The organism is Pseudomonas sp. R2-60-08W (assembly GCF_003852335.1).
Taxonomy (GTDB): Bacteria; Pseudomonadota; Gammaproteobacteria; order Pseudomonadales; family Pseudomonadaceae; genus Aquipseudomonas.
On record NZ_CP027731.1, the window covers coordinates 3,106,554 to 3,130,504 of the forward strand.

Genomic DNA, 23,951 nt, shown 5'->3' on the forward strand with positions numbered 1-23,951 from the left:
AACTAACTTAAGTTCACATTCGTTCGCCTAGAACCATTCAAAGTTTGAGGCTATCACGCACCGAACTGACCTCATCTTTGCTGGCCTCGTACGCTTGCGCCTGGCCCGCATATGAAAACACGTAGGCTTTAACGGCATCCACTGCCCCCACTAGTGTTTGCGACAGCACATGTCGACCGTTCTCGGTAATCACACAGGTAGTTTCCAGCGCCTCAAGACGGCTCAATGTAGCGGGGTGCATTTTGGTGCACACGCTTTGATAACCACCCTGGGCAAAATCTTTCTGGATGGATTTACGCATTTCCAGCAAAACGCCTTGAAGATTGACGTTATGCCCAGCCTCGATCGGCGTACCGGTCAACTCCATCACCATCAAGGTCTTGCCATTTTCATCATTTTTGATCGCGCGCTGTCGCGACACGGCCTGGGTCCTCCCGGCTGCGTTGCCATCAGGCTCAACTTCCTCGACCTGCCAGCCGCTGGGCCAATGAATTTCCGGCTCGGCCGCCAGTACGAACGGGCTGCCCAACACTAAGCACAACGTAGCCAATAACGGTTTACGAAACTCGATCATTGCCAAAAGCATCCAAGGTTCCAGCACCAAAGTTTGCGACCCGAGCCCCGCCCCTCGCAAGGGCCGCGTGAGCTTTTTCATTTGGCGCGATCGGCAGGCCTTGCGTATCATGGCTCGGCTGCACGGATGCTTGCCGCAAGCCAAGGGACCGCTTTGCCCCATTTTTTCTGGAGGGCCCATGAGCCTGCACGAACTGAACACCTTTCCCGGCGTTACTGCCCAACCCGACACCGCCACCACGAACTTCGTGTTCAACCACACCATGTTGCGGGTCAAGGACATCACCAAGTCGCTGGATTTCTACACCCGCGTCCTGGGTTTTTCCCTGGTTGAAAAACGCGATTTCCCGGAAGCCGAATTCAGCCTGTATTTCCTGGCCCTGGTGGACAAGGCACAGATCCCGGCTGACGCTGCCGAGCGCACCCAGTGGATGAAGTCGATCCCAGGCATTCTGGAACTGACCCACAACCACGGCACCGAAAACGACGCCGACTTCGCTTACCACAACGGCAACACCGACCCGCGTGGCTTTGGCCATATTTGCATCTCGGTGCCGGATATCGTCGCGGCATGCGAACGCTTCGAGGCCCTGGGCTGCGATTTCCAGAAGCGCCTGAGCGATGGCCGCATGAAAAGCCTGGCCTTCATCAAGGACCCGGACGCCTACTGGGTTGAAATCATACAGCCAGCACCGCTGTAAAACAAAAACCCCATGATCGCTCATGGGGTTTTTTATTTGCGCGCTGTTTTTACGCCGGCGCGGACGTGCGGATCAGATGGTCGAATGCGCTAAGGGAAGCCTTGGCGCCCTCACCTACCGCGATGACGATCTGCTTATACGGCACGGTCGTCACATCACCGGCGGCGAATACACCCGGCAATGAGGTCTCGCCACGCGCATCGACGATGATCTCGCCGCGAGGCGTCAGTTCCACGGTGCCTTTGAGCCAGTCGGTGTTAGGCAGCAAACCGATCTGCACGAAAATGCCTTCCAGGTCGATGGTCTTGAACTCGCCGCTGTCGCGGTCCTTGTAGGCAAGACCAGTGACTTTCTGGCCATCGCCCTTGACTTCACTGGTCAGCGCGCTGGTGATCACATCGACGTTTGGCAGGCTGTACAGCTTGCGCTGCAACACAGCGTCAGCACGCAGTTTGCTGTCGAACTCGAGCAACGTGACGTGGCTGACAATGCCGGCCAGGTCGATGGCCGCTTCGACGCCGGAGTTACCGCCACCGATCACCGCCACGCGCTTGCCCTTGAACAGCGGGCCATCGCAGTGCGGGCAGAAGCACACGCCCTTGGCCTTATATTCCTGCTCGCCCGGCACACCCATTTCACGCCAGCGCGCACCGGTGGCCAGGATCACAGTCTTGGACTTGAGCGTTGCGCCGCTTTCGAAGCGAATTTCGTGCAACTCACCGGCATTCTTCGCGGGTACCAGGCTGCTGGCACGCTGCAGGTTCATGATGTCGACGTCGTACTGACGCACGTGGGCTTCCAGGGCACTGGCCAGCTTCGGGCCTTCGGTTTCCTGGACCGAGATAAAGTTCTCGATGGACATGGTGTCCAGCACCTGGCCACCAAAACGCTCGGCGGCCACGCCGGTACGGATGCCTTTGCGTGCAGCGTAGATCGCGGCCGACGAGCCCGCCGGGCCACCGCCGACAACCAGTACATCAAAAGCATCCTTGGCACTGATTTTCTCGGCCGCTTTTTCGATACCGCTGGTGTCGAGCTTGGCGAGGATTTCTTCCAGGCCCATACGGCCCTGGCCGAAGTTCACACCGTTGAGGTAGACACTGGGCACTGCCATGATCTGACGCTCATCGACTTCGGCCTGGAACAGCGCGCCGTCGATGGCCACGTGGCGGATATTGGGATTAAGCACGGCCATCAGGTTCAGCGCCTGGACCACGTCCGGGCAGTTCTGGCACGACAGCGAGAAGTACGTCTCGAAGCTGAACTCGCCTTTCAGCGCACGGATCTGTTCGATCACTTCGACACTGGCCTTCGACGGGTGGCCACCGACTTGCAACAGGGCCAACACCAAGGACGTGAATTCATGGCCCATGGGGATGCCGGCGAAACGCAGGCTGATATCGGCACCCGGGCGGTTGATGGAGAACGACGGCTTGCGCGCATCATTGCCATCGGTGTTCAGGGTAATCAGCGTAGTGAGGCTGGCTACGTCCTGCAAAAGAGCGAGCATTTCCTGGGATTTCGCACCGTCGTCGAGGGAGGCGACGATCTCGATCGGCTGGGTGACCCGCTCCAGGTAAGATTTCAACTGAGCTTTAAGATTGGCGTCCAACATACGGGCGATTTCCTTTAATTCTGGTATAAAAAAACGCCCGAACGAATCTCGCCCGGGCGTTTTTTGAGGGCGGTTGCAGCTTACTGGGTAGGTGCGGTTACCCGCCCTTGGGACTTCACAGACTTAGATCTTGCCGACCAGGTCAAGGGACGGAGCCAGAGTGGCCTCGCCTTCTTTCCACTTGGCTGGGCACACTTCGCCTGGGTGGGCAGCGACATACTGAGCAGCCTTGATCTTGCGCAGCAGCTCGGAAGCGTCACGGCCAACACCGCCGTCGTTCAGTTCAACGATCTTGATCTGGCCTTCCGGGTTGATCACGAAGGTACCGCGGTCTGCCAGGCCAGCTTCTTCGATCAGCACGTCGAAGTTGCGGGAGATGGTCAGGGTTGGGTCGCCGATCATGGTGTACTGGATCTTGCCGATGGCTGGCGAGGTATTGTGCCAGGCAGCGTGGGCAAAGTGGGTGTCGGTGGACACGCTGTAGATTTCGACGCCCAGTTTCTGGAATTCGGCGTAGTTGTCAGCCAGGTCTTCCAGTTCAGTCGGGCAAACGAAGGTGAAGTCGGCTGGGTAGAAGAACACTACGGACCACTTGCCTTTCAGGTCAGCGTCGGTCACATCGACGAAGCTGCCGTTTTTGAAAGCGGTGGCTTTAAACGGTTTTACTTGGCTGTTGATGATAGGCATCGTTGACTCTCCGTCAGGGGTTAAGAAGTTGATGAGGTGAATCCTACCCACTCCGACCGACGATGGCTCATTGGCAAACCTGATGCTGACGATTGGTTTTCCCTATCAGGCGGCTGTATTAATAGAAGAAATCTCACAGCAGCGGTTGAGTCGCCAGCGTCATGCCGAGAAAGGGCGTCGCTTCAACATAGCGCATGGCCGATTTCATGTCGCTCCAGCCGACGTAACTCATCAATGACTTCAAATCCCAGCCGCTGCGATGGGCCCAGGTAGCGAAGCCACGTCGCAGGGAGTGGCTGGTGTACTGCTCGGCGGGGATGCCTGCGCGCTCCAGGGCTTGACGCAATAAGGGGATCACGCTGTTGGGATGCAGCCCCTCCTCCCCCAGATTGCCCCAGCGATCGATCCCGCGAAACACCGGGCCACGTACCAATGCCGAGGCACTGAGCCATTCGCTATAAGCCTGTACCGGGCACAAGCGCAACAGCGCGGGGGTGTGGTAGGTCTTGCCGAGGTTATCGCGGTCACTTTTGCTGCGCGGCAAGTACAGGCTGATGCCGGCCCCAGGCACTGCCTGGACATGCTCGATGCTCAAGCGACACAACTCATCGCTGCGAAAGCCGCGCCAGAACCCCAACAGGATCAGCGCGGTGTCGCGCTTGGCACGCAGTAACCCGGGCTGATCCTGGTTTTCAGCGGCTTGCCTGGCCTCATTTTCAAGCGATGCAACCACCTGCTCCAGATGCGTGAGCTGCAATGGCTGCGCTTGCCGCTCCTGCGCAGGGTGCACGGCGCGGATGCCCTTGAGCACCTTGCGCACCACCGGCGCCTTGGTCGGGTCAGCAAACCCCTGGCTGTTATGCCATTGCGCCAAGGCCGAGAGCCGCAACTTCAAGGTGTTGACGGCCAGCACGCCCGCATGCGCCACCAGATAGCGCGCCACGCTGTCGCTGGTGGCCGGCAGGAACCCACCCCAACTGACTTCGAAATGCTCGATGGCCGCGCGGTAGCTACGGCGGGTGTTATCGCGGGTAGCGGCATTGAGGTAGCGGTCGAGATCATTCATGGCAGGGCCCATTCGTACTGCGAACGCCTGTATCGACGTTGAAAATGCGTGTGACACGGGATAATACGCCAATATCCCATCTGTTAAATAATGAATTTAAAGAGTTTTTTAGCCGTGATACAGTATGTATATACATATCATGTACCACAGTACGAAATCGACGGAGACCCCATGGCACGCGGCGGCATAAACAAAGCAGTAGTTCAAACGGCACGCCTGGCAATCCTCGCCCGCGGTGAAAACCCCAGCATTGATGCTGTACGCATCGAGATGGGCAATACCGGCTCGAAAACCACGATTCATCGCTATTTAAAGGAACTGGACGAAAGCGAAGCCCGGCAAACCATCACCGAAGCGCCTATCGACGATGAGCTGGGTGAGTTGGTGGCACGCCTCGCACAACGCCTGAAGGAGAAAGCCCAGGAACCCATTGACCTCGCCCTGGCGCAGTTCGAACAGCAGAAAAGCGCCCTCCTCACTCAGCTTGAAGCGCTGCAGGAGGCCCATCACCAGTTGCAACAGCAGTTCGATATCCAGGCCGCCGCCCTCGCCGAGGAAAGCGCTGCGCTGCAAACCGCCAGTACCAGCCTGCAGGCCGAGCAAACGCGTAATGCCGGGCTAAGCCAGGCATGCAGCGATTACGAACTGAGGATCAACGACAAGGACGAGCAGATTCGCTCCCTGGAAGACAAGCACCTCCACGCCCGCGATGCGCTTGAGCACTACCGCAACGCCGTCAAGGAGCAGCGTGAGCAGGAGCAGCGCCGCCATGAAGGCCAGTTGCAGCAGGTACAGGCCGAACTGCGCCAGACCCAGCAGAGTGCACTGGTGCGTCAGGATGAAATCACTCAGTTGCATCGAGACAATGAACGCGTGTTGATCGAGCATCGGGTGACTGCCAAGGCGCTGAGCGCACTGCAGGAGCAGGTACGCAAAGACCAGGCGCTGCGGCTCGAATTGAACGAGAGGATTAGCCAGGTCGACAGCGAGCGCACGCTGCTTCAAGAGCGCCTGCGGGTTGCGCTGCTGGAAAGTCAGTCACGAAAGGACGCGCTGACCGAACATCAACAGGCCAACAAGGCGCTGGAACTGGACCTGATCAAGGCCCAGGCCAGCATTGAAGCGTTGCGCCTGGCCGCCGTCGTTGCAACGACGCCAGAGGCAACGCCCGAGTCCTGATCAGCTCTCCACAGGCGTGCGCATGGTGACGAACTCTTCCGCCGCCGTCGGATGCACGCCAATGGTCTCGTCGAAATGCTGCTTGGTCGCGCCAGCCTTGAGCGCGATCGCCAGGCCCTGCACGATCTCGCCGGCATCGGGCCCGACCATGTGGCAGCCCAGCACTTTGTCGGTGTCGGCGTCGACCACCAGCTTCATCAGGGTCTTTTCCTGGCAGTCCGTCAGGGTCAGCTTCATGGGCCGGAAACGGCTTTCGAAGATCTGCACCTTGTGGCCGTTCTTCTTCGCCTCTTCTTCCGTGAGGCCCACCGTACCGATGTTCGGCAGGCTGAACACAGCCGTTGGAATCATCGCGTAATCCACCGCGCGGTATTGCTCGGGCTTGAACAGGCGACGCGCCACCGCCATGCCTTCGGCCAGGGCCACCGGCGTCAATTGCACGCGGCCGATCACATCACCAATGGCCAGGATCGACGGCTCGGCGGTCTGATACAGATCATCTACGCTGACAAAGCCACGCTCGTCGAGTGTGACACCGGTGTTTTCCAGGCCCAGGTTGTCCAGCATCGGCCGGCGGCCGGTGGCGTAGAACACACAATCAGCTTCCAGCACGCGACCGTCTTTCAAGGTGGCCTTGAGGCTGCCATCGGCTTGCTTGTCGATGCGCTCGATATCGGCATTGAATTGCAGGTCGAGGCCGCGCTTGGTCAGCTCTTCCTGCAAATGCTTGCGCACCGCGCCATCGAACCCGCGCAGGAACAGGTCGCCGCGGTACAGCAACGAGGTCCGTGCGCCCAGACCATGGAAAATGCCTGCGAACTCAACGGCGATATAACCACCGCCCACCACCAGTACGCGCTTTGGCAGCTCTTTCAGGAAGAACGCTTCGTTCGAGCCGATGGCGTGCTCACGCCCTGGAATCTCAGGGATCTGCGGCCAGCCGCCCGTGGCGATCAGGATATGTTTGGCGGTGAAGCGCTCGCCGTTGATTTCCACCTGATGGGAATCAACCAGGCGCGCATGCCCTTCGTGCAGGGTCACGCCGCTGTTGACCAGCAAATTGCGATAGATGCCGTTGAGACGGTTGATCTCGCGGTCTTTGTTGGCGATCAGGGTCGCCCAGTCAAAGTTCGCTTCACCCAACGACCAGCCAAAACCGCTGGCCTGTTCGAAGTCTTCGGCAAAGTGCGCGCCGTACACCAACAGCTTCTTTGGCACGCAACCCACATTCACACAGGTACCGCCCAGGTAGCGGCTTTCCGCCACGGCCACCTTGGCGCCAAATCCGGCGGCAAAGCGCGCCGCGCGAACACCGCCGGAACCGGCGCCAATTACATACAGGTCAAAATCGTAGGCCATTTCATTCTCCTCGGCAGGCCATCAGCATACCGACTTACATGGGGCTGAAAAACGAAAAAGCCACCCGAAGGTGGCTTTCACTTGAAACAGATGAGCAACGCTAAAATCAGTAAGCCTTGCCAGTCTTGTAGAAGTGCTCGTAGCAGAAGTTGGTAGCTTCGATGTAGCCTTCAGCGCCGCCGCAGTCGAAACGCTGGCCTTTGAACTTGTAGGCAATCACGCAACCGTCTTTGGCTTGCTTGAGCAGGGCGTCGGTGATCTGGATCTCGCCGCCTTTGCCTGGCTCGGTTTCTTCGATCAGCTTGAAGATGTCCGGGGTCAGGATGTAACGGCCGATGATCGCCAGGTTAGACGGTGCATCTTCCGGCGCAGGTTTTTCGACCATGTCACGCACGCGGATCAGGCCATCACCAATGTCGTCACCGGCGATCACGCCGTACTTGTTGGTTTCTGTCGGGTTGACTTCCATCACCGCGACGATGGTGCAGCGGTATTTCTGGTAGAGCTTGACCATTTGGGTCAGCACACCGTCGCCTTCCAGGTTCACGCACAGGTCATCGGCCAGTACCACGGCGAACGGTTCGTCACCGATCAGCGGACGACCGGTGAGGATGGCGTGGCCGAGGCCTTTCATCTGGGTCTGACGGGTGTAGGAGAACGAGCATTCGTCGAGCAGCTTGCGGATACCGACCAGGTATTTTTCCTTGTCGGTGCCCTTGATCTGGTTTTCCAGCTCATAGCTGATGTCGAAGTGGTCTTCCAGCGCGCGCTTGCCACGGCCGGTCACGATGGAGATTTCATTCAAGCCGGCATCCAGTGCCTCTTCGACGCCGTACTGAATCAGTGGCTTGTTCACCACCGGCAGCATCTCTTTGGGCATGGCTTTGGTCGCTGGCAGGAAGCGAGTGCCGTAACCGGCTGCTGGGAACAAGCATTTCTTGATCATATGAGTCCTTACAAAGGGCTGTGCGTACGGAATTCGGCGCAGTCTAATGAGGCCGCAGTCACCTTACAATGGGTCCTGCTGGCGCCGCGATGTCATCATAGAGAAAAAATGTCGGCGTAAGTTCCGCTGATCTTTCAACAGGCAGACTGACCGGCGCTTGGGGGTTGATGTTTCCAAGGGCTGCACCCTTTGTAGCACGCTTTTCGGCGTCCGGCACCGGGCTTGAATTACTTGGGCAAACCCGGAGTATTTGCGGCTATCATTGCACCCTTGAATCAGCTTACGAGATTGCTAATTAGATGTCAGAACCAAAAGGCGTAAACGGCTACCTGATCACCCAACGTACGGACGGCTGGCACCTGATCAACTTCCATGGCGACAGCGTCGCAGGCGTTTTCGAGACCGAAGCCATGGCGATTGCGGTAGCCGAAGTGTTTGTGGATGAAGCAGGTCATGCGTCGAGCAAGCGGCCAAAAGGCAAATAATCCACGTTGCCTTGCATCAAAAGCCCCGCCAAGCGGGGCTTTTTTGTGTTTGGCTGTACCTAGATGGCAGTTCGCTATAATCTTCCGCCAACGCCCCACAATAGTGTCAGCGCTCCCCTCAACACCTTCGAAGACGACTCTCTATGAACAAGATCCTGGCACTCACTGCGGTATTGGCGCTGGCTGGCTGCACCACCACGTCGGACACCTACCTGAAAAATGGTGAACAAGGCCTGACCATTGACTGCTCGGGCGAAGCCAACTCGTGGGCCAGTTGCTATGAGAAAGCTGACGCCTCGTGCGCGGGGACTGGATACCGTATCGTCGGCACAGACGGCACCCCGTCACTCAAGGAAAGTGAACAGACTCTGGGCAAGGACGTAGGCAATTTCAAAAGCCGCAGCGTAGTGGTGGTGTGCAAGTAAGCCGTAGCACTACAGATGAACTTCGGCGAACTTGATCCCCAGGCTGCGCAGGATTTCAATCAAGTCATCCAGGCGCGGAAATGACTCGACCTCATCCTGATCATCCACCAGGAAGTAACTGCGGCCGTCACTCTTCTTGAAAAAGACGATCCACTCGCCCAGGTCGGCGGGGTTCTGGATGACGTGGGTCGCCGTGATCTGACCTTCAGCATGGCGGGCTTTAACGTGTTCTCGCTTCATAATGGGCGTTCCAGGCAGGGCATGCCGCTCAGACCCAGGGTTTGAGCGGCATTTTTGTAGGCGGTGACCGACAGTTTACCGGATGCCTTGCCCGATCAACACGCCATCTACCGTCTGGCCATAGAGATTGACGCCATCATTGGCGTGAAACTTGATGCGGGTCTTCTCTATCGATCCCTCGACCAGCCTCGGATCCTGGGGCCGCTCGTGGCTGTTGATGTACGCCGCGACATCCCATGCCTGCTGATCGCTCAAGCTGCCGATCTTGCCCAGCGGCATGTTGTGCTTGATGAAGGACGCTGCCGTGTTGATCCGGTGCATTCCGGCGCCCCAATTGTAGGAATCCTTACCCCACAACGGCGGCATGACATAACCCTCGCCCACCTTCTGCCCCTGCCCTTCAACGCCATGGCACACCGCGCATTGCCCGTTGTACACCTGCGCGCCCTGGGCCAGGTCGTAGCCTTTAGCCGGTTGCGCCACCTCGGGATAGCCGCGCCCGGGTAATTCAACCCCCAAGGGCGCTTTGCTGGAGAGCCAGTAGGCATACACCGACAGCGCGGTGATTTCGGGACTGTCCGCCGCCGGCGGAGTACCGCCGTTCATGCTGAACTGGAAGCAGCCCTGCAAGCGTTCGGCAAAGGTATTGACCTTGTCATTCTTCTTGCGATAAGCCGGGTACATCGGGTACGCACCCCACAATGGCGCCGAGTTGGCCATGCGGCCTTGATCCAGATGGCAGTTGCTGCAGTTGAGCCCGTTGCCTACAAACTGTGGTGCCAGGCGCTTGGTGTCGACGAACAAACCATACCCCTGCCTGACCAGCTTGCCGTAGGCATTGTCCGGCAGTTCGCTTTCCTGAGGGGGTTGAAAGGCAGGGGCATTGGGGTGCGCAGCGGCCTGCAATTGGGATTGGTCTTCCATGGCGATCGGCGTGGCATAGGCGGGCACTGCCATCAACATCCCCATCAACATGAGCGCCTTCATGGCTTGGCCTCCAGCGGTAATGAGGCGAAGTACTGGGCCACGCCCTGCACCTCATCCGGGGTCAGGGATTTGGCGATGTGCCCCATCAGGTCACTGGGATCGTCGCGCCGTGTGCCGTTCTGCCAGGCGCCCAATTGCGCGGCCAGGTACGCCGCCGGCTGGCCGGCCAACGGCGGGAATGCGTCCCCCACACCGACACCGGAAGGGCCATGACAACTGACGCACGCGGGAATCTGCCGCTCCCACGCTCCTTGCAGGGCCAGTTTCTGTATCGGGTTGGCAGGCATTTCGCTGCGGGGCATCCTGGCGGTTAAAGGGGCTGGCATCGCGGCCACAGCCTCGCTTAGCGCGGCGATTTCGGCGTCGGTGAGCGCCTTTGCCAACGGCTGCATCACCGGATTACTTCGCGCCCCACTGGCAAAGTCCGACAATTGCCTGCGCACGTATTGTGCGGGCAACCCCGCCAACCTGGGGAAACCTGCCGCCGCAAGCCCCAGCCCATCGGCGCCATGACACGCCACACAGGGCATCGCGCCTGGCTGAGAGCCGCCCTCGGTATAAATTGTGTTGCCGTCGAGCGCGAAGGCATTACCCAACAGCAGCCATAACGCGCTTCCCACCAGTGCTCGTTCCAGAGACTTCATCACAGCTCCATCTTTATGGTTATAAGCTTAGGCATAAAAAGCATAACCATGCAGATAGTATGGGAATTAACCCAGCGTCACAACACCCCGAAACAGCCAAAAAAAAGCCCCACCCTGTAGGAGCGAAGGTGCTCGTGCCTACAGGGTGGGGCTTTTATCGGGTCAGTGCGTGGGATTCGCCTTGGCTTAACCGGAAATGCAATTTTCCCCGGCTTTCTTCACATCGCCCGGCCGAATCGGCACGTTGGACATGCTTTCATAAAGTTTGATGCTGCTACCGCTGGAGCGATCCTCGATTTCGAAGATCGCCGATGGATCGGCCGAGAACTTCTGCGGCACGATCACTTGAAAACCCTCTTTATGGCGCTCGATCTGCGGTGGACGACGTGTCGCCTCCAATTTGCGCACTACGCACGCAGCATATTCCTGCGGTTTTTTCCCGGAAATGACCACCAACGTAGGTGGGGTCTGCTTGATATCTGCAACCGAAGCACAGCCACCTATCGCCAAGGCCAGCACCAACACACTCCACTTCATACTAAAACCTCCGATAAAGACCCTACGACAGCGGGCGCAGGAGATTTCTCCCGCCGATGTAGGATTTATCTCTGAAAACTCGGTAAATAACTGTTTTAAATTGTCGAAGTCGTCGACGACGACCCGATAATAAACGCGCTGGGGCTGATAAACTCCATCTTATCCTACGTATCGTTCTGATTTTTCAGAAAAAGCCCTTCTGGAGACACCCCATGAAATTTATCCATCAGCGTGAGCACCTCAACGAGGGAGACATTGTCGTCATCGAATGCTCGCAGACCTGTAATATTCGTCTCATGAGCGACGCGAATTTTCGCAGCTTCAAGAACGGCGGCCGCCATACCTACCACGGTGGGGCATTCGACACATTCCCGGCAAAAATCACCGCACCCAGCACTGGTTTCTGGAACATTACCCTTGATGTGGTCACACGCCGCGCCATCAGCGTTACCCGCAAGCCCGCGTTATCCCACAAGATTCGCATCGTTCGTCGCACCGGCACCAAGCTGAGCTGACCCCGAACACCGCAAGGAAAAAAGCTGTGACCACCACGACCAAATACGTCATCAAGTACAAGCTCAACGGCGAACGTCGCTTCGAATTTGCCCAGTTGACCAGCAATAGCGTTGAGGAAGCCAAGCAAGCCCTGGCGAAAATCCACGATGCGAGCGACGAAATTACTGACATCAACGTGAGCAAGGCGCTGTAAGCCATGCCGGGCCCTCCTGCTGACCTGTTTGCCGACGACGCCCTGCAACAGCCCGCAAGGCGCGAGAAGATCGGCGAAGAGTCTTATGTTCTGGGAGGCTACGCCCTGCCTTGGGTTGAGCGTTTACTGCCAGAGTTGCGGCGTATCCTGGCCCAATCGCCGTTTCGGCAGATGGTCACGCCCGGCGGCTTTACCATGTCGGCCGCGCTGAGCAGTTGCGGCGAGCTGGGCTGGACCACCGACACGTCCGGCTATCGCTACAGCCCGCTCGATCCGCGTAGCCAGCAGCCTTGGCCGCCAATGCCCGACGTGTTGCGCGAACTGGCGATATCGGCGGCAAACGCGGCGGGCTTCGCCGATTTCTCACCGGATGCCTGCCTGATCAACCGCTATGTGCCCGGCGCAAAAATGTCCCTGCACCAAGACAAGAACGAGCGGCGTTACGATGCACCGGTGGTCTCGGTGTCCCTCGGTCTGCCGGCGATTTTTCTGTTCGGTGGCCACCGGCGCAGCGACAAGGCGCAAAAGATTTCGCTGTTCCACGGTGATGTGGTGGTCTGGGGCGGTGTGGATCGCCTGCGTTACCACGGGGTGATGCCAGTCCGAGAAGGCGTTCACCCGATCATGGGGCCGCAACGCATCAACCTGACCTTTCGCACCGCCGGCTGATTTGACCGCAAGCTTCGCCCGTTAACCCGCTGCACAACGCATCGCCCCCGTCCAGTGAATAAAACAGACTGGCCGGGCGCCAGGGGGCCTGCTAAAACAGCGCAACGCTTACTGAAGCTGGAGACGCACCCCATGAGCACCTGGCCAGACACGCGCATTATCGATCTGCTGGGCATCGACCTGCCCATCATCCAGGCCCCGATGGGGGGAGCGACCACCACCGCCATGGTGATCGCCGCTTGTCAGGCCGGTGCGCTGGGTTCCATGCCTGCGGCGGCGCTGAGCATCGAGCAACTGCGCGAGGCGTTGACCGTCATTCGGCAAGCCGGCGTCCGCCCGCTCAATGTCAACTTTTTCTGCCATCAGGCGCCCGAGGCGGACGAAGCGCGCGACCGCGGCTGGAAAGCATTGCTTGCGCCCTACTACCGCGAACTGGGCGCCGATTTTGATGCGCCGACGCCAGTATCGAATCGTGCGCCCTTCAACGAAGCGGCATGTGAAGTGGTTGAAACCTTCCGCCCTGAAGTCGTCAGTTTTCACTTTGGTCTGCCGGAAAAATCCTTGCTGGCCCGGGTAAAAGCCACCGGTGCCAAGGTGTTGTCATCGGCTACAACGGTGGAGGAAGCGGTCTGGCTGGAAGAAAACGGTTGTGACGCCGTGATTGCAATGGGCATTGAAGCCGGTGGGCACCGGGGGATGTTTCTCAGCGACGACCTCAACAGCCAGATCGGCTTGATGGCGCTGCTGCCGCAAATCGTCGACGCCGTCAGCGTGCCGGTGATCGCGGCTGGTGGTATCGCCGATTCGCGCGCAATGGTCGCGGCCTTTGCCTTGGGTGCCTCGGCGGTGCAGGTCGGCACCGCGTATCTGTTCACCCCTGAAGCCAGCGTCAGCGCTGCCCATCACCATGCGTTGCGACATGCCCAGGCCAGCGAAACAGCCCTCACCAATCTGTTCACCGGGCGTCCGGCGCGGGGCATTGTCAATCGGGTGATGCGTGAGTTGGGCGCGATCAACCCCGCTGCGCCGGCGTTTCCACGGGCCGGTGGCGCGTTGATGCCGCTTAAGGCCAAGGACGAAGCCGGCTTCAGCAACCTGTGGGCAGGCCAGGCCTTGCGCCTGTGTAATGAACACTCAACTTATGACCTGACCCGCCATCTGGCAGCGCAGACCTTGGCCAAACTGCAACGGCAGCGTTAGCGCTTGGAACAACGCGGCACTGTACCGGCAGCAGGCAACCGCTATATATTCTCCTACATAGCGATACCCAGCCGTACATCCTCAAGGAGTTGTTTAATGTTGATCCGCGCCTCACGCCTGGCCCCCCTGCTTGCCGTCTTTGCCTTGGGTTCGGCGCATGCCGATGAGGTGCAAGTCGCCGTGGCCGCGAACTTTACCGCGCCGATCCAGGCCATTGCCGCCGACTTCGAAAAAGACACCGGTCACACGCTGATCGCGGCCTACGGGGCGACCGGGCAGTTCTATACCCAGATCAAGAACGGCGCGCCGTTCGAAGTGTTCCTCAGTGCCGACGACACCACCCCACAAAAACTCGAGGCCGAAGGCGATACCGTCAAGGGTTCGCGCTTTACCTACGCGGTCGGCACCTTGGCCCTGTGGTCGGCCAAAGAAGGCTACGTGGATGCCAATGGCGACGTGCTCAAACAGAATGCATTCAAGCACCTGTCCATTGCCAACCCGAAAGCCGCGCCCTACGGCCTGGCAGCCACCCAGGTGCTGGCCAGGGAAGGCTTGACCGACAAGGTCAAGGACAAGCTCGTCGAAGGCCAGAACATCACCCAGGCCTATCAATTCGTCTCCACGGGTAACGCCGAGTTGGGCTTTGTGGCGTTGTCGCAGATCTATAAGGACGGCAAAGTGTCCAGCGGCTCGGCGTGGATCGTGCCGTCGTCCTTGCATGACCCGATCAAACAAGACGCCGTAATCCTCAATAAAGGCAAGGACAGTGCTGCCGCCAAGGCACTGGTTGACTACCTGAAAGGGCCGAAGGCCGCTGCGGTGATCAAGTCCTACGGTTACGCGCTGTAAATGCTGCTGACGAGCGCCGATTTTTCCGCGATCTGGTTGACGGTCAAACTGGCGTCGCTGACCACTGTGATCCTGTTGGTGATCGGTACGCCGATCGCCCTGTGGCTGTCGCGCACTCGTTCCTGGTGGCGCGGCCCGGTGGGGGCCGTGGTTGCGTTGCCATTGGTGTTGCCGCCGACGGTCATCGGTTTTTACCTGCTGTTGTCCATGGGCCCCCATGGCTACTTCGGCCAGTTCACCCAATGGCTCGGCCTGGGCACCCTGACTTTCAGCTTCGCCGGGCTGGTGATAGGGTCGGTGATCTACTCCATGCCCTTCGTCGTGCAACCGCTGCAGAACGCCTTCTCAGCCATCGGCACGCGCCCGCTGGAAGTGGCCGCGACCTTGCGCGCCGGTCCTTGGGACACTTTTTTCACGGTGATCCTGCCGCTGGCACGCCCGGGCTTCATTACGGCGTCGATTCTCGGCTTCGCCCACACCGTCGGCGAGTTCGGCGTGGTGCTGATGATCGGCGGCAATATCCCGGACAAGACCCGGGTGGTTTCGGTGCAGATCTACGACCACGTCGAAGCCATGGAATATGCCCAGGCCCATTGGCTGGCCGGCGCGATGGTGGTGTTCGCATTCCTCGTGCTGCTGGCGCTCTACTCCAGCCGTAAAACCAACATGGGCTGGAGTTGAGCGCGATGATTGAAGTACGTCTGCACTTGAAATACTCCGGTTTCGCACTGGACGTGGAGCTGCAACTTCCCGGCCGTGGCGTGACCGCCCTGTACGGCCCATCGGGCTCCGGCAAAACCACCTGCCTGCGCTGTATCGCTGGCCTGGAGCGCGCCGAAGACGGATTTGTGCAGATCAACGATGAAGTCTGGCAAGACAGCCGTAACGGGCGGTTCGTGGCGCCGCATAAACGCGCCTTGGGTTATGTCTTCCAGGAGGCGAGCCTGTTCCCTCATCTGTCGGTGCGGGCCAACCTGGCGTTCGGCCTCAAGCGTATCCCGCGTTTGCAGCGGCGTGTGGAGATGGCCCACGCCACTGAGTTGCTGGGCATCGCGCACCTGCTTGAGCGCAATCCGCAGCATCTGTCCGGCGGTGAGCGCCAGCGCGTCGGCATCGCACGCGCGTTGCTCACCAGCCCCCGATTGCTGCTGATGGATGAACCCCTGGCGGCCCTCGACAGCCAGCGCAAAAATGAAATCCTGCCCTATCTCGAACGCCTGCACGACGAGCTGGATATCCCGGTGCTGTACGTCAGCCATGCCCAGGACGAAGTGGCGCGGCTGGCCGACCACCTTGTCCTGCTCGGCGACGGCAAGGTCCTGGCCAGCGGGCCCATCGGCGAAACCCTGGCGCGGCTCGATCTGCCCCTGGCACGAGGCGACGATGCCGGTGTGGTGGTCACGGGCAGCGTGATTGCCTACGACGATCACTATCAGTTGCTCACCCTGCAATTGCCCGATTGCCCGCTGCAGATACGCGTGGCCCACAGGCCGATGGCCGTGGGCAAACAGCTGCGGGTAAAAATTCAGGCGCGGGACGTCAGCCTCAGCCACCAGGCGCAGGAACACAGCAGCATCCTCAATCGCCTGCCGGTGACGGTCATCCAGGACGTCGCCGCGGATAACAGCGCCCATGTACTGGTACGCCTGGATGCCGGTGGCACGCCGTTGCTGGCGCGCATCACGCGGTTCTCGCGGGATCAGCTACAAGTGCAGCCGGGCCAGGCGCTGTGGGCGCAAATCAAGGCGGTGGCGGTGCTGGCCTAAACCATTTGGCACGACCGCAGGGCGACGCGGTCAATCAGACATACCGGCCTGATCCATTGCCAAGGAACCTGCACCATGCCCGACTCTTCGCCGCCCGTCGCTCTGCCCCGCGACCTGCATTACGTTGACGACACCCAACCCGGCATCCGCCGCAAAAAAATGCGCGGTAAGTTCCAGTATTTCGGCCCCGACGGCGAGCGCATCACCGATGCCGATGAGATCAAGCGCCTGAATGCCCTGGCGGTACCGCCCGCCTACACCGATGTGTGGATCTGCGCCGACCCGCAGGGGCACCTGCAAGCCACTGGCCGCGACGCCCGTGGCCGCAAGCAGTACCGTTACCACACGCGTTGGCGCGAAGTGCGCGACAGCGACAAGTACGCGCGGCTGCAGGCATTCGGCAGCGCCCTGCCCAAGTTGCGCAAACAGCTGGAAGCCCAGATCGCCGAACCCGGCTTCACCCGCGAAAAGGTGCTGGCCACGGTGGTGATGTTGCTCGACGCCACGCTGATCCGTGTCGGTAATACTCAGTACGCTCGCGACAATAAATCCTACGGCCTGACTACCCTGCGCAACCGCCATGTGGACATCAAGGGCAGCGAGATAAAATTCCAGTTTCGCGGCAAAAGCGGCGTGGAGCATCAGATCAGCGTCAAGGACCGGCGCCTGGCCAGCGTGGTCAAGCGGTGCATGGAGTTGCCGGGGCAGAACCTGTTCCAGTATCTGGACGAGGACGGTCAACGCCATACCGTCAGCTCCCAGGACGTCAATGCTTACCTGCATAGCCTGACCGGCGAAGATTTCACCGCCAAGGACTATCGCACCTGGGCCGGCACGGCCATGGCGCTGGCGGTGTTGCGCGAGTTGGCGTGGCAACCGGAGTCCGATGCCAAACGGCACGTGGTGACCATGGTCAAGGACGTCGCCCGGCAGTTGGGGAATACGCCGGCGGTGTGTCGCAAGTGCTATATCCACCCGGCGGTGCTGGAGCATTTCAGCCTGGGTGAGTTGTCGAAACTGCCCAAGCCACGGGTGCGCAAGGGGCTGAAAGCCGAAGAAGTTGCCCTGGCCATGTTCCTTGAGCAACTGGCCGCCGACTTGCCCGGGCAAGCCAAGGTGGGTTAGCCTCTGCCTCCCTTCTGAATCGCGGGACGATCGCCTACGTGAACAACTAAGCCTTCCAAAATGTATCTGCAACAAGCCCGCCTGGCGCGCTTGTTGGCCTGTTCGACATTTTCCTGGAGGTGCTGATGACTCACGTCAACCGGCTGCCCGTACTGGTCTCCCTGCAACACCTGTCTTTCCAGTTCGCCAATGGCGAAACCTTGCTGGAAGACCTCACCTTGTCCATCGACCACACGCCTACCGGCATTGTCGGCCGCAACGGGCGCGGTAAAAGTATCCTCGCGAAACTGATCGCCGGCATCCTGCAACCCTCCTCCGGTACGCTGAACGCGCCGGCCCAGGTGGCTTACGTGCCCCAGACCGTGGTGGTGCGGCCGGGTGCGACCGTCGCCGATATCACCGGCACCGCCCAGTGCCTGGCCGCCCTTGCACGCATGGCCCAGGGCACAGGCGTGGCCGGTGATCTTGAACGGATCGATGATCGCTGGGACCTCGCCGAACGCCTGCGAGTGGCCCTGGATACGGCGGGGATGCCCTCGCTCAGCGCGACTTCCCGGGCCGACCGGCTCAGCGGTGGCCAATTGGCCAAGGTGGCGCTGATCGGCGCGTTGTTGGCGGCGCCGCCGTTACTGATCCTCGACGAACCCAGCAACCACCTCGACAGCCTCGGGCGCGTTTGGCTGCTGCAGCAATTGTCGCAATGGCGCGGTGGCCTGGTGGTGGTCAGCCATGATCGCCAATTGCTCAACGCCATGGGCCGGATCATCGAACTGTCGCCCCTGGGTGCGCAGGTGTATGGCGGCAACTACGATGCCTATCTTCAGCAACGCGACACACAACGGCAGGCGGCTATCGCGGCGTGGGAACACGCCCGCGAACAGCGCAGCCGCGAACGTCGACGCTTGCAAAAAGATCATGACAACCTGCAGCGCAATGCGGCGCGTGCACGCCAATATGCAGCGACCGCCAACGTCGACCGGTTTACCAAGGCACGATGGAAAAGCGCGGCCACGCAAATCGTCAGCACTCTGGGCAGCGCCCATCATGATCAAAAAGACACCCTCAATGCGCAGGTGCGCCAAGCTTACGAGCGCGTGGTGGATGAGACGCCGACCTTGTTGGCCTTGCCGGGTGCGGCGGTGCCCAACGGCCGCCAGGTTCTGAGCCTGCAACAGGCACAGTTGCCCTGGCTGGATCCGCAGGCACCTTCCACCTTTCTGACGCTTGACCTGATCGGCCCCATGCGGGTGGCTGTGCGCGGGCCGAACGGTTGCGGCAAATCCACCCTGCTCAAGCTGCTTGCCGGGCAATGGCAAGCGCCCAGTGGGACGTGCACGGTGGCGCTGCCCTGCGCGTATATCGATCAGCACCTGACGCTGCTGGATGACCAGCGCACTGTCGTCGAACAGCTCAACCTGCTCGACACGCCGCTGGTCGAAGCCGAACTGCGCACGCGCCTGGCCTTGCTGCAACTGGATGCCTCGCGGGTGACCCAGCCGGCAGGCCAACTCAGCGGTGGCGAGCGGTTGAAAGCGGCGATGGCGATCGCTTTGTGGCGCGGCGTGCCGGCGCAACTGTTGCTGCTGGATGAGCCGACCAACCACCTCGACCTGGAGACGGTGATTGCGTTTGAACAGGCCTTGAAAGGTTTTACCGGGGCATTGCTGGTGGTGTCCCACGATGAAGCCTTCCTACAGGCGACCGAGCCCAGCCATTACTTGAGCTGGCATAGCACGGGCTGGCGCCTGGAGCCGGTGTGAGGTGATTGCGCGCGCACGCAAAGCGCCCTAGGGTAGTGGCCGAATAACTTCACTGGAAAGCCCTATGCTGCCTTCGCCCGCCAAGCCTTACACCAACGCCGCGCTCGCCCATCGACAGCGTTGGCGTGGGCGTGTGGGCTTAATGCTGGTGGCCGGTTTGTCGGTACTGGCAGGCATGACCGATGCCATTGGTTTCATGGCCAGCGGCGATTTTGTCTCGTTCATGAGCGGCAACACCACGCGCCTGGCGGTTGCGATCAGTGCGGGTGACCTTGGCCTTACCGGGCGGTTGCTGTTGCTGGTTGCCACCTTCATCGTCGGCAATGCCTTGGGCGTGGTTGTCAGCCGCGTAAGCAAGCGTCGCGCGCTGCCCTTGTTGCTGGGCATCGCCGCGCTGCTCTGCGGTGCGGCGCTGCTGCCATGGGCCGAGACCTTGCCCGCCCTGTTAGCGGCGATTATCGCCATGGGCATGCTCAACGCGGCCGTCGAGCAAGTGAACGGGGTGCCGGTAGGGCTCACCTATGTCACGGGGGCGCTGTCGCGTTTCGGTCGCGGGCTGGGCCGCTGGTTGTTGGGCGAGCGCCGCAATGGTTGGCGCATGCAGCTGATACCTTGGGCGGGAATGTTTATCGGCGCCGTGATCGGCGCGCTGCTGGAGCAGCAGATCGGCCTGAGCGCCCTGTGGGTCAGCGGCGCGTTGGCGGGATCATTGGGCCTGGCGACCCTGGCGATTCCGCGACGCTGGCAGTTAGGCTTCATGCCACGCTGAACAGTGGCCCCGGAAGGAGGTGCCCGCCCGACGTTTAAGCCTCGACATCCGTGTACCGGTAAAGAGCCATTACGTCGGGCGAGCGGGTGAATAATAGGCCAAATATGACCAAGGCAAAGTATTAAAGACAAGTGGCGAGTGCGGCCAAACGGCGTTTGGCGGGCATCGTGTCTTCTGCGGCGTAATACTTGACGGTAGAACCTGCGCCCGTGCTCAGCACATCCACAAAATAGTCTCCGCCGGTGGTGTACACCGTGAAACCCCCGGCCTCGGTGGCTTCCTTGAAGCCGCCGGCGTCGACGCCAAATACGCTTTCGTCCTGCCAGCCGTACTGGATGCATTGGGCGACCACCAGGGTGGCCTTGTCCGAGGCCATCGTCTTGTAAGGGCTGCCCGCGCGCGCCTCCTTCATCTTCGAACCCGCGCAACCGGCCAGTGCTGCCAGTACCAATGCGCCTATCACCGCTTTATGCATGCTCGTGCTTCCCTGGAAAAACCGTGACTCTACCATTGCGCCGCCGCCAACTGACGCGCCCATGAATTTTGTTTCACTGTGCAGGCAAAACCGGCCGCTTATAGTGGCCAGGCTCATTTTCAAGAAGTCCTCCTTCTGCCCGCCCTCCGCGGGCTTTTTTTCGCCTGCGGCTCACAACCACCAGCGCAACAGATAGAACAACACCATGCTCGACAACACCGTGATCAGCACGCTGCGCGTCCAAATCATCAGCGCCACGGCGCAGATCCCAGCCAGCAAATAGGGGTTGCTCGGGCTCAGGTTGAGCTGGTGGTCTTTGATGAAAATAATCGGCCCGCAAATCGCGGTGAGCATGCCCGGCACGGCGAACCCGAGGAACTCACGCGCCCCCCGGTTCAGTCGCACCGGCAGGCGCGGTTCGATAAACAGGTAGCGATTGAAAAACACCACCAGCCCCATCGCCACAATCATCAGGTAGATCATCGCTGGCCGACTCCCAGGCGCTTGCAGGCGAACCCGGCGCTCATTCCCAACACCCCCGAGACCACCACCGCCGATTCCCAGTGCAGGTAACTCAGCCACACCGAGCACAACAGCGAGACGGCAACGCAGACCACCGTCGGCACGTCGCGCACTACCGGCGTGATCAGGGCGATAAAGGTTGCGGCAATCGAAAACTCCAGCCCCAACTGGTCCAGGCCGGGAATGCTTTTGCCCAGGACGATGCCGGCCAAAGTGAACAGGTTCCAGATGATATAGAACGTCAGGCCGACACCCAGGGCATACCAGCGATTGAAGGTCTGGCGGTCATAGTGGTTGACCAGGGCAAAGAACTCGTCGGTCAACAGAAAGCCCAGGCTCATGCGCCAGCGGGTGTTGAGCGAGGACAGCGTCGGGCGCATGTGCATGCCATAGAGCAAGTGCTGGGAGGTCAGCAGCAAGGTGGTCAGCACGATGGAGATCAGGCTCGCGCCGCTTTTGACCATGCCGATCGCCACCAACTGAGCGGCGCCGGCGAACACGATGGCGGACAACCCTTGGGCTTGCAGCGGGGTGAACTGCGCATCGATTGCCATTGAGCCGGCGAGCAAGCCCCAGGGGGCACAGGCCAGGGATAACGGAATAACAGCGATTGCGCCACGCGTGAACGCGTCATGAGGCAGGGCAGTAGGCATGGATGAGGCTCATCGACAGACAGTCGGCAAGCATGCCAGCGCGCCCAGGCACTTGTCTTGAACGATCTTGCTCAGGCGAGCTTTACCGACACCAGCTCCACCGAGTCGCGCGCTTCGCGTAGTTCGTAGGCGTCCTGGTTCAACCGGTGAATGGTGTTGAGCAGGCGCTGGCGCAGCACCTCATCGCCGAGTTTTTCGACGGCACGCATCAGGTCGAACGCAGCGGTTTCGTTATTTTCCGCGACGGAATCCAGGGTCTTGCGCAGGTTACGAGTGGCTCGGGTCACGCGGTCTCTTCCTTCATCAGCAATGGGCGGCACTTTAGGACATTCGTGTTTCAGTTTAATTTCAATCACTTGTGGCTGATTAGGAGGCAGTTGATCCACGTCAAACGAAATCAGGATTTGGCTTACATTGAGGCTTATCCTCCTGTGCGAAATCGCAGACAGGCAAACGCCATGGATAGGTCGGCCCCTACCCTGTTTAAATGCCTGGCCAACACCACCCGAGCACAGTTGATGCGATTGATCCTGCGCAAAGGCGAACTTTACGTGGGCGAACTGATCCATGCCTTGGATGACAGCCCGCCAGGGTTGCAAAACGACGCGCGGCGTCTGGATGCAATGGGCGACAGATCACAACAGGCCAGCACTTGCTGAGCCATCGGAGCGTTTATTCATGCTTGTCGCAATTGCTATTTTCATCATCACTATCGTGCTGGTCATCTGGCAGCCCAGAGGCCTGGGCGTCGGCTGGAGCGCCTCCCTGGGCGCGATCCTGGCCCTGGCCTGCGGGGTGATCAGCCTGGCGGATATTCCGGTGGTGTGGCACATCATCTGGAATGCCACCGGCACCTTTGTCGCGTTGATCATCATCAGCCTGTTGCTGGATGAAGCCGGGTTCTTTGCCTGGACCGCGCTGCATGTGGCGCGCTGGGGGCGTGGCCGGGGCCGGCGATTGTTTGCCTATATGGTGCTGCTGGGCGCACTGGTGTCGGCGTTGTTCGCCAATGACGGCGCGGCGTTGATCCTCACCCCGATTGTGATGTCGATGCTGCTGGCCCTGCGTTTTTCGCCGGCGGCGACGCTGGCATTCGTCATGGGCGCGGGCTTTATCGCCGACACCGCAAGCCTGCCGCTGGTGGTGTCGAACCTGGTGAATATCGTCTCGGCGGACTATTTCAAGATCGGCTTCAATGAATACGCCGCCGTGATGGTGCCGGTGAACCTGGTCAGCGTCGCCGCGACCCTGGCGGTGCTGCTATGGTTTTTCCGTCGCGATATTCCGCAGTCATACGACCCCGCCGACCTGGAACAACCCGCCAGTGCCATACACGACCGTGCGACCTTTCGCGCCGGCTGGTGGGTGCTGGGTATTTTGCTGGTGGGCTGCTTCGCACTGGAACCGCTGGGCATTCCCATCAGTGCAATTTCCGCAGTATGCGCCGTGCTGTTGCTGGTGATTGCCGCCAAGGGCCACACGATCTCCACACGCAAAGTGCTGAAAGACGCGCCGTGGCAGATCGTGATCTTTTCCCTGGGGATGTACCTGGTGGTCTATGGCTTGCGTAACGCCGGCCTGACCGACTACCTGGCCACCTGGCTCGACACCTTCGCCAGCTACGGTGTGTGGGGCGCGGCCATGGGCACCGGCGTGCTCACCGCGCTGTTGTCCTCGGCGATGAACAACCTGCCAACGGTGTTGATCGGCGCGCTTTCCATCGAGTCGAGCCATGCCGTGGGCGTGGTCAAGGACGCGATGATCTATGCCAACGTGATCGGCAGCGACCTGGGCCCGAAAATCACCCCCATCGGCAGCCTGGCGACCTTGCTGTGGCTACATATTCTGGCGCGCAAAGGCATCACCATCACTTGGGGCTACTACTTCAAGGTCGGGATTGTGCTGACCGTGCCGGTGCTGTTGATCACCCTCGCCGCGCTCGCTTTGCGCCTGAGTTTGTGAAGGCAGGCGGTGTTCATTCATCCCGACACTGACGTATGCTCGCGCACT

The 23,951-nt window shown here is 60.1% G+C and carries 30 protein-coding genes; 16 read left to right on the top strand and 14 right to left on the bottom strand.

From position 1 onward, the window contains the following. Nucleotides 1-37 precede the first annotated feature (37 nt). Nucleotides 38-574 carry a DUF4946 domain-containing protein gene (locus C4J90_RS14025; protein ID WP_124421212.1) on the bottom strand — a complete coding sequence of 179 codons (537 nt, stop codon included), beginning with the start codon at nucleotides 572-574 and terminating at the stop codon, nucleotides 38-40. Between the two features lie 178 nt (nucleotides 575-752). Here C4J90_RS14025 and gloA point away from each other — a divergent pair, with 178 nt between their 5' ends. After that, nucleotides 753-1,274 (top strand): lactoylglutathione lyase, encoded by a 522-nt coding sequence (gene gloA / locus C4J90_RS14030; protein WP_124362964.1) that lies wholly within the window; start codon nucleotides 753-755, stop codon nucleotides 1,272-1,274. Between the two features lie 49 nt (nucleotides 1,275-1,323). On the opposite strand, the gene ahpF is transcribed toward gloA, so the two are convergent. From ahpF to C4J90_RS14045, 3 genes are all read right to left on the bottom strand, one after another. Further along, nucleotides 1,324-2,889 carry an alkyl hydroperoxide reductase subunit F gene (gene ahpF, locus C4J90_RS14035; protein ID WP_124367134.1) on the bottom strand — a complete coding sequence of 522 codons (1,566 nt, stop codon included), beginning with the start codon at nucleotides 2,887-2,889 and terminating at the stop codon, nucleotides 1,324-1,326. 123 nt (nucleotides 2,890-3,012) lie between these two features. Continuing rightward, a complete protein-coding gene (gene ahpC, locus C4J90_RS14040) occupies nucleotides 3,013-3,576 on the bottom strand; it encodes an alkyl hydroperoxide reductase subunit C (RefSeq protein ID WP_003191303.1) in 564 nt (187 codons plus the stop codon). Between the two features lie 133 nt (nucleotides 3,577-3,709). Next, complete coding sequence (locus C4J90_RS14045; protein ID WP_124420087.1) at nucleotides 3,710-4,642, bottom strand: site-specific integrase; 933 nt, start codon at nucleotides 4,640-4,642, stop codon at nucleotides 3,710-3,712. A gap of 171 nt (nucleotides 4,643-4,813) precedes the next feature. Here C4J90_RS14045 and C4J90_RS14050 point away from each other — a divergent pair, with 171 nt between their 5' ends. Next, nucleotides 4,814-5,821, top strand: a complete 1,008-nt coding sequence (locus C4J90_RS14050; RefSeq protein WP_124420088.1) for a DNA-binding protein — start codon at nucleotides 4,814-4,816, stop codon at nucleotides 5,819-5,821. Here the strand turns inward: C4J90_RS14050 and gorA are convergent, their stop codons facing one another. Together gorA and galU are read right to left on the bottom strand one after the other, a co-directional pair. Beyond that, nucleotides 5,822-7,180: a glutathione-disulfide reductase gene (gorA, locus tag C4J90_RS14055; protein WP_124420089.1), complete on the bottom strand. Its 1,359-nt coding sequence runs from the start codon at nucleotides 7,178-7,180 to the stop codon at nucleotides 5,822-5,824. It lies immediately after the preceding gene. Nucleotides 7,181-7,286: 106 nt separating this feature from the next. Further along, on the bottom strand, nucleotides 7,287-8,126 hold the full coding sequence (gene galU, locus C4J90_RS14060) for a UTP--glucose-1-phosphate uridylyltransferase GalU (RefSeq protein WP_003173830.1): 840 nt from the start codon (nucleotides 8,124-8,126) through the stop codon (nucleotides 7,287-7,289). A gap of 299 nt (nucleotides 8,127-8,425) precedes the next feature. Here galU and C4J90_RS14065 point away from each other — a divergent pair, with 299 nt between their 5' ends. Both C4J90_RS14065 and C4J90_RS14070 read left to right on the top strand, forming a co-directional pair. Further along, complete coding sequence (locus C4J90_RS14065) at nucleotides 8,426-8,611, top strand: hypothetical protein (protein WP_124414774.1); 186 nt, start codon at nucleotides 8,426-8,428, stop codon at nucleotides 8,609-8,611. A gap of 143 nt (nucleotides 8,612-8,754) precedes the next feature. Then, entirely contained in the window at nucleotides 8,755-9,036 is a 282-nt protein-coding gene (locus C4J90_RS14070; protein ID WP_124362970.1) for a hypothetical protein, read from the top strand. 9 nt (nucleotides 9,037-9,045) lie between these two features. Here the strand turns inward: C4J90_RS14070 and C4J90_RS14075 are convergent, their stop codons facing one another. The 4 genes from C4J90_RS14075 to C4J90_RS14090 form a co-directional block, all read right to left on the bottom strand. Then, nucleotides 9,046-9,276, bottom strand: a complete 231-nt coding sequence (locus tag C4J90_RS14075; protein WP_124362971.1) for a hypothetical protein — start codon at nucleotides 9,274-9,276, stop codon at nucleotides 9,046-9,048. 75 nt (nucleotides 9,277-9,351) lie between these two features. Then, nucleotides 9,352-10,263 (bottom strand): c-type cytochrome, encoded by a 912-nt coding sequence (locus C4J90_RS14080; RefSeq protein WP_124420090.1) that lies wholly within the window; start codon nucleotides 10,261-10,263, stop codon nucleotides 9,352-9,354. After that, nucleotides 10,260-10,907 (bottom strand): c-type cytochrome, encoded by a 648-nt coding sequence (locus tag C4J90_RS14085; RefSeq protein WP_124420091.1) that lies wholly within the window; start codon nucleotides 10,905-10,907, stop codon nucleotides 10,260-10,262. The genes C4J90_RS14080 and C4J90_RS14085 overlap by 4 nt, the downstream gene beginning before the upstream one ends. A 186-nt stretch (nucleotides 10,908-11,093) precedes the next feature. Further along, a complete protein-coding gene (locus C4J90_RS14090) occupies nucleotides 11,094-11,444 on the bottom strand; it encodes a hypothetical protein (protein WP_124420092.1) in 351 nt (116 codons plus the stop codon). Nucleotides 11,445-11,656: 212 nt separating this feature from the next. On the opposite strand from C4J90_RS14090, the gene C4J90_RS14095 reads away from it, so the two are divergent. The 10 genes from C4J90_RS14095 (at nucleotide 11,657) to C4J90_RS14135 (ending at nucleotide 20,291) form a co-directional block, all read left to right on the top strand. Continuing rightward, the gene (locus C4J90_RS14095; RefSeq protein ID WP_124362975.1) at nucleotides 11,657-11,959 is read left to right on the top strand and encodes a DUF1883 domain-containing protein; all 303 of its coding nucleotides are present in this window, start codon (nucleotides 11,657-11,659) and stop codon (nucleotides 11,957-11,959) included. 26 nt (nucleotides 11,960-11,985) lie between these two features. Next, nucleotides 11,986-12,153: a hypothetical protein gene (locus tag C4J90_RS26905; RefSeq protein ID WP_164484542.1), complete on the top strand. Its 168-nt coding sequence runs from the start codon at nucleotides 11,986-11,988 to the stop codon at nucleotides 12,151-12,153. Between the two features lie 3 nt (nucleotides 12,154-12,156). Continuing rightward, on the top strand, nucleotides 12,157-12,822 hold the full coding sequence (gene alkB, locus C4J90_RS14100; RefSeq protein ID WP_124420093.1) for a DNA oxidative demethylase AlkB: 666 nt from the start codon (nucleotides 12,157-12,159) through the stop codon (nucleotides 12,820-12,822). Nucleotides 12,823-12,954: 132 nt separating this feature from the next. Next, entirely contained in the window at nucleotides 12,955-14,022 is a 1,068-nt protein-coding gene (locus C4J90_RS14105) for a nitronate monooxygenase family protein (protein WP_124420094.1), read from the top strand. Between the two features lie 96 nt (nucleotides 14,023-14,118). Then, the gene (gene modA, locus C4J90_RS14110) at nucleotides 14,119-14,871 is read left to right on the top strand and encodes a molybdate ABC transporter substrate-binding protein (protein WP_124420095.1); all 753 of its coding nucleotides are present in this window, start codon (nucleotides 14,119-14,121) and stop codon (nucleotides 14,869-14,871) included. Beyond that, nucleotides 14,872-15,552 (top strand): molybdate ABC transporter permease subunit, encoded by a 681-nt coding sequence (gene modB / locus C4J90_RS14115; RefSeq protein ID WP_124420096.1) that lies wholly within the window; start codon nucleotides 14,872-14,874, stop codon nucleotides 15,550-15,552. It abuts the gene before it with no gap. A 5-nt stretch (nucleotides 15,553-15,557) separates the two neighbouring features. Next, the gene (modC, locus tag C4J90_RS14120; protein ID WP_124362980.1) at nucleotides 15,558-16,637 is read left to right on the top strand and encodes a molybdenum ABC transporter ATP-binding protein; all 1,080 of its coding nucleotides are present in this window, start codon (nucleotides 15,558-15,560) and stop codon (nucleotides 16,635-16,637) included. A 75-nt stretch (nucleotides 16,638-16,712) separates the two neighbouring features. Further along, nucleotides 16,713-17,762: a DNA topoisomerase IB gene (locus tag C4J90_RS14125; protein WP_124362981.1), complete on the top strand. Its 1,050-nt coding sequence runs from the start codon at nucleotides 16,713-16,715 to the stop codon at nucleotides 17,760-17,762. Between the two features lie 125 nt (nucleotides 17,763-17,887). Then, a complete protein-coding gene (locus tag C4J90_RS14130; RefSeq protein WP_124420097.1) occupies nucleotides 17,888-19,522 on the top strand; it encodes an ATP-binding cassette domain-containing protein in 1,635 nt (544 codons plus the stop codon). A gap of 64 nt (nucleotides 19,523-19,586) precedes the next feature. Continuing rightward, entirely contained in the window at nucleotides 19,587-20,291 is a 705-nt protein-coding gene (locus C4J90_RS14135) for a YoaK family protein (protein ID WP_124362983.1), read from the top strand. A 121-nt stretch (nucleotides 20,292-20,412) separates the two neighbouring features. On the opposite strand, the gene C4J90_RS14140 is transcribed toward C4J90_RS14135, so the two are convergent. The 4 genes from C4J90_RS14140 to C4J90_RS14155 form a co-directional block, all read right to left on the bottom strand. Beyond that, nucleotides 20,413-20,766 carry a hypothetical protein gene (locus C4J90_RS14140; RefSeq protein WP_124362984.1) on the bottom strand — a complete coding sequence of 118 codons (354 nt, stop codon included), beginning with the start codon at nucleotides 20,764-20,766 and terminating at the stop codon, nucleotides 20,413-20,415. Between the two features lie 171 nt (nucleotides 20,767-20,937). Beyond that, nucleotides 20,938-21,249, bottom strand: coding sequence for an AzlD domain-containing protein (locus C4J90_RS14145; RefSeq protein WP_124362985.1), 312 nt, complete (start codon nucleotides 21,247-21,249; stop codon nucleotides 20,938-20,940). Beyond that, the gene (locus C4J90_RS14150; RefSeq protein ID WP_124362986.1) at nucleotides 21,246-21,941 is read right to left on the bottom strand and encodes an AzlC family ABC transporter permease; all 696 of its coding nucleotides are present in this window, start codon (nucleotides 21,939-21,941) and stop codon (nucleotides 21,246-21,248) included. The genes C4J90_RS14145 and C4J90_RS14150 overlap by 4 nt, the downstream gene beginning before the upstream one ends. 71 nt (nucleotides 21,942-22,012) lie before the next feature. After that, nucleotides 22,013-22,228 carry a hypothetical protein gene (locus C4J90_RS14155; protein ID WP_046068240.1) on the bottom strand — a complete coding sequence of 72 codons (216 nt, stop codon included), beginning with the start codon at nucleotides 22,226-22,228 and terminating at the stop codon, nucleotides 22,013-22,015. Nucleotides 22,229-22,399: 171 nt separating this feature from the next. On the opposite strand from C4J90_RS14155, the gene C4J90_RS14160 reads away from it, so the two are divergent. Together C4J90_RS14160 and C4J90_RS14165 are read left to right on the top strand one after the other, a co-directional pair. Further along, entirely contained in the window at nucleotides 22,400-22,600 is a 201-nt protein-coding gene (locus C4J90_RS14160; RefSeq protein ID WP_124420098.1) for a helix-turn-helix transcriptional regulator, read from the top strand. Between the two features lie 19 nt (nucleotides 22,601-22,619). Further along, a complete protein-coding gene (locus tag C4J90_RS14165) occupies nucleotides 22,620-23,903 on the top strand; it encodes an arsenic transporter (protein WP_124414787.1) in 1,284 nt (427 codons plus the stop codon). Nucleotides 23,904-23,951: the final 48 nt, after the last annotated feature.

Excerpts from the sequence above, each read along its gene's own strand:
- C4J90_RS14025 (WP_124421212.1), bottom strand. The coding sequence starts at position 574 with ATGATCGAGTTTCGTAAACCGTTATTGGCTACGTTGTGCTTAGTGTTG.
- gloA (WP_124362964.1), top strand. The coding sequence starts at position 753 with ATGAGCCTGCACGAACTGAACACCTTTCCCGGCGTTACTGCCCAACCC.
- ahpF (WP_124367134.1), bottom strand. The coding sequence starts at position 2,889 with ATGTTGGACGCCAATCTTAAAGCTCAGTTGAAATCTTACCTGGAGCGG.
- ahpC (WP_003191303.1), bottom strand. The coding sequence starts at position 3,576 with ATGCCTATCATCAACAGCCAAGTAAAACCGTTTAAAGCCACCGCTTTC.
- C4J90_RS14045 (WP_124420087.1), bottom strand. The coding sequence starts at position 4,642 with ATGAATGATCTCGACCGCTACCTCAATGCCGCTACCCGCGATAACACC.
- C4J90_RS14050 (WP_124420088.1), top strand. The coding sequence starts at position 4,814 with ATGGCACGCGGCGGCATAAACAAAGCAGTAGTTCAAACGGCACGCCTG.
- gorA (WP_124420089.1), bottom strand. The coding sequence starts at position 7,180 with ATGGCCTACGATTTTGACCTGTATGTAATTGGCGCCGGTTCCGGCGGT.
- galU (WP_003173830.1), bottom strand. The coding sequence starts at position 8,126 with ATGATCAAGAAATGCTTGTTCCCAGCAGCCGGTTACGGCACTCGCTTC.
- C4J90_RS14065 (WP_124414774.1), top strand. The coding sequence starts at position 8,426 with ATGTCAGAACCAAAAGGCGTAAACGGCTACCTGATCACCCAACGTACG.
- C4J90_RS14070 (WP_124362970.1), top strand. The coding sequence starts at position 8,755 with ATGAACAAGATCCTGGCACTCACTGCGGTATTGGCGCTGGCTGGCTGC.
- C4J90_RS14075 (WP_124362971.1), bottom strand. The coding sequence starts at position 9,276 with ATGAAGCGAGAACACGTTAAAGCCCGCCATGCTGAAGGTCAGATCACG.
- C4J90_RS14080 (WP_124420090.1), bottom strand. The coding sequence starts at position 10,263 with ATGAAGGCGCTCATGTTGATGGGGATGTTGATGGCAGTGCCCGCCTAT.
- C4J90_RS14085 (WP_124420091.1), bottom strand. The coding sequence starts at position 10,907 with ATGAAGTCTCTGGAACGAGCACTGGTGGGAAGCGCGTTATGGCTGCTG.
- C4J90_RS14090 (WP_124420092.1), bottom strand. The coding sequence starts at position 11,444 with ATGAAGTGGAGTGTGTTGGTGCTGGCCTTGGCGATAGGTGGCTGTGCT.
- C4J90_RS14095 (WP_124362975.1), top strand. The coding sequence starts at position 11,657 with ATGAAATTTATCCATCAGCGTGAGCACCTCAACGAGGGAGACATTGTC.
- alkB (WP_124420093.1), top strand. The coding sequence starts at position 12,157 with ATGCCGGGCCCTCCTGCTGACCTGTTTGCCGACGACGCCCTGCAACAG.
- C4J90_RS14105 (WP_124420094.1), top strand. The coding sequence starts at position 12,955 with ATGAGCACCTGGCCAGACACGCGCATTATCGATCTGCTGGGCATCGAC.
- modA (WP_124420095.1), top strand. The coding sequence starts at position 14,119 with ATGTTGATCCGCGCCTCACGCCTGGCCCCCCTGCTTGCCGTCTTTGCC.
- modB (WP_124420096.1), top strand. The coding sequence starts at position 14,872 with ATGCTGCTGACGAGCGCCGATTTTTCCGCGATCTGGTTGACGGTCAAA.
- modC (WP_124362980.1), top strand. The coding sequence starts at position 15,558 with ATGATTGAAGTACGTCTGCACTTGAAATACTCCGGTTTCGCACTGGAC.
- C4J90_RS14125 (WP_124362981.1), top strand. The coding sequence starts at position 16,713 with ATGCCCGACTCTTCGCCGCCCGTCGCTCTGCCCCGCGACCTGCATTAC.
- C4J90_RS14130 (WP_124420097.1), top strand. The coding sequence starts at position 17,888 with ATGACTCACGTCAACCGGCTGCCCGTACTGGTCTCCCTGCAACACCTG.
- C4J90_RS14135 (WP_124362983.1), top strand. The coding sequence starts at position 19,587 with ATGCTGCCTTCGCCCGCCAAGCCTTACACCAACGCCGCGCTCGCCCAT.
- C4J90_RS14140 (WP_124362984.1), bottom strand. The coding sequence starts at position 20,766 with ATGCATAAAGCGGTGATAGGCGCATTGGTACTGGCAGCACTGGCCGGT.
- C4J90_RS14145 (WP_124362985.1), bottom strand. The coding sequence starts at position 21,249 with ATGATCTACCTGATGATTGTGGCGATGGGGCTGGTGGTGTTTTTCAAT.
- C4J90_RS14150 (WP_124362986.1), bottom strand. The coding sequence starts at position 21,941 with ATGCCTACTGCCCTGCCTCATGACGCGTTCACGCGTGGCGCAATCGCT.
- C4J90_RS14160 (WP_124420098.1), top strand. The coding sequence starts at position 22,400 with ATGGATAGGTCGGCCCCTACCCTGTTTAAATGCCTGGCCAACACCACC.
- C4J90_RS14165 (WP_124414787.1), top strand. The coding sequence starts at position 22,620 with ATGCTTGTCGCAATTGCTATTTTCATCATCACTATCGTGCTGGTCATC.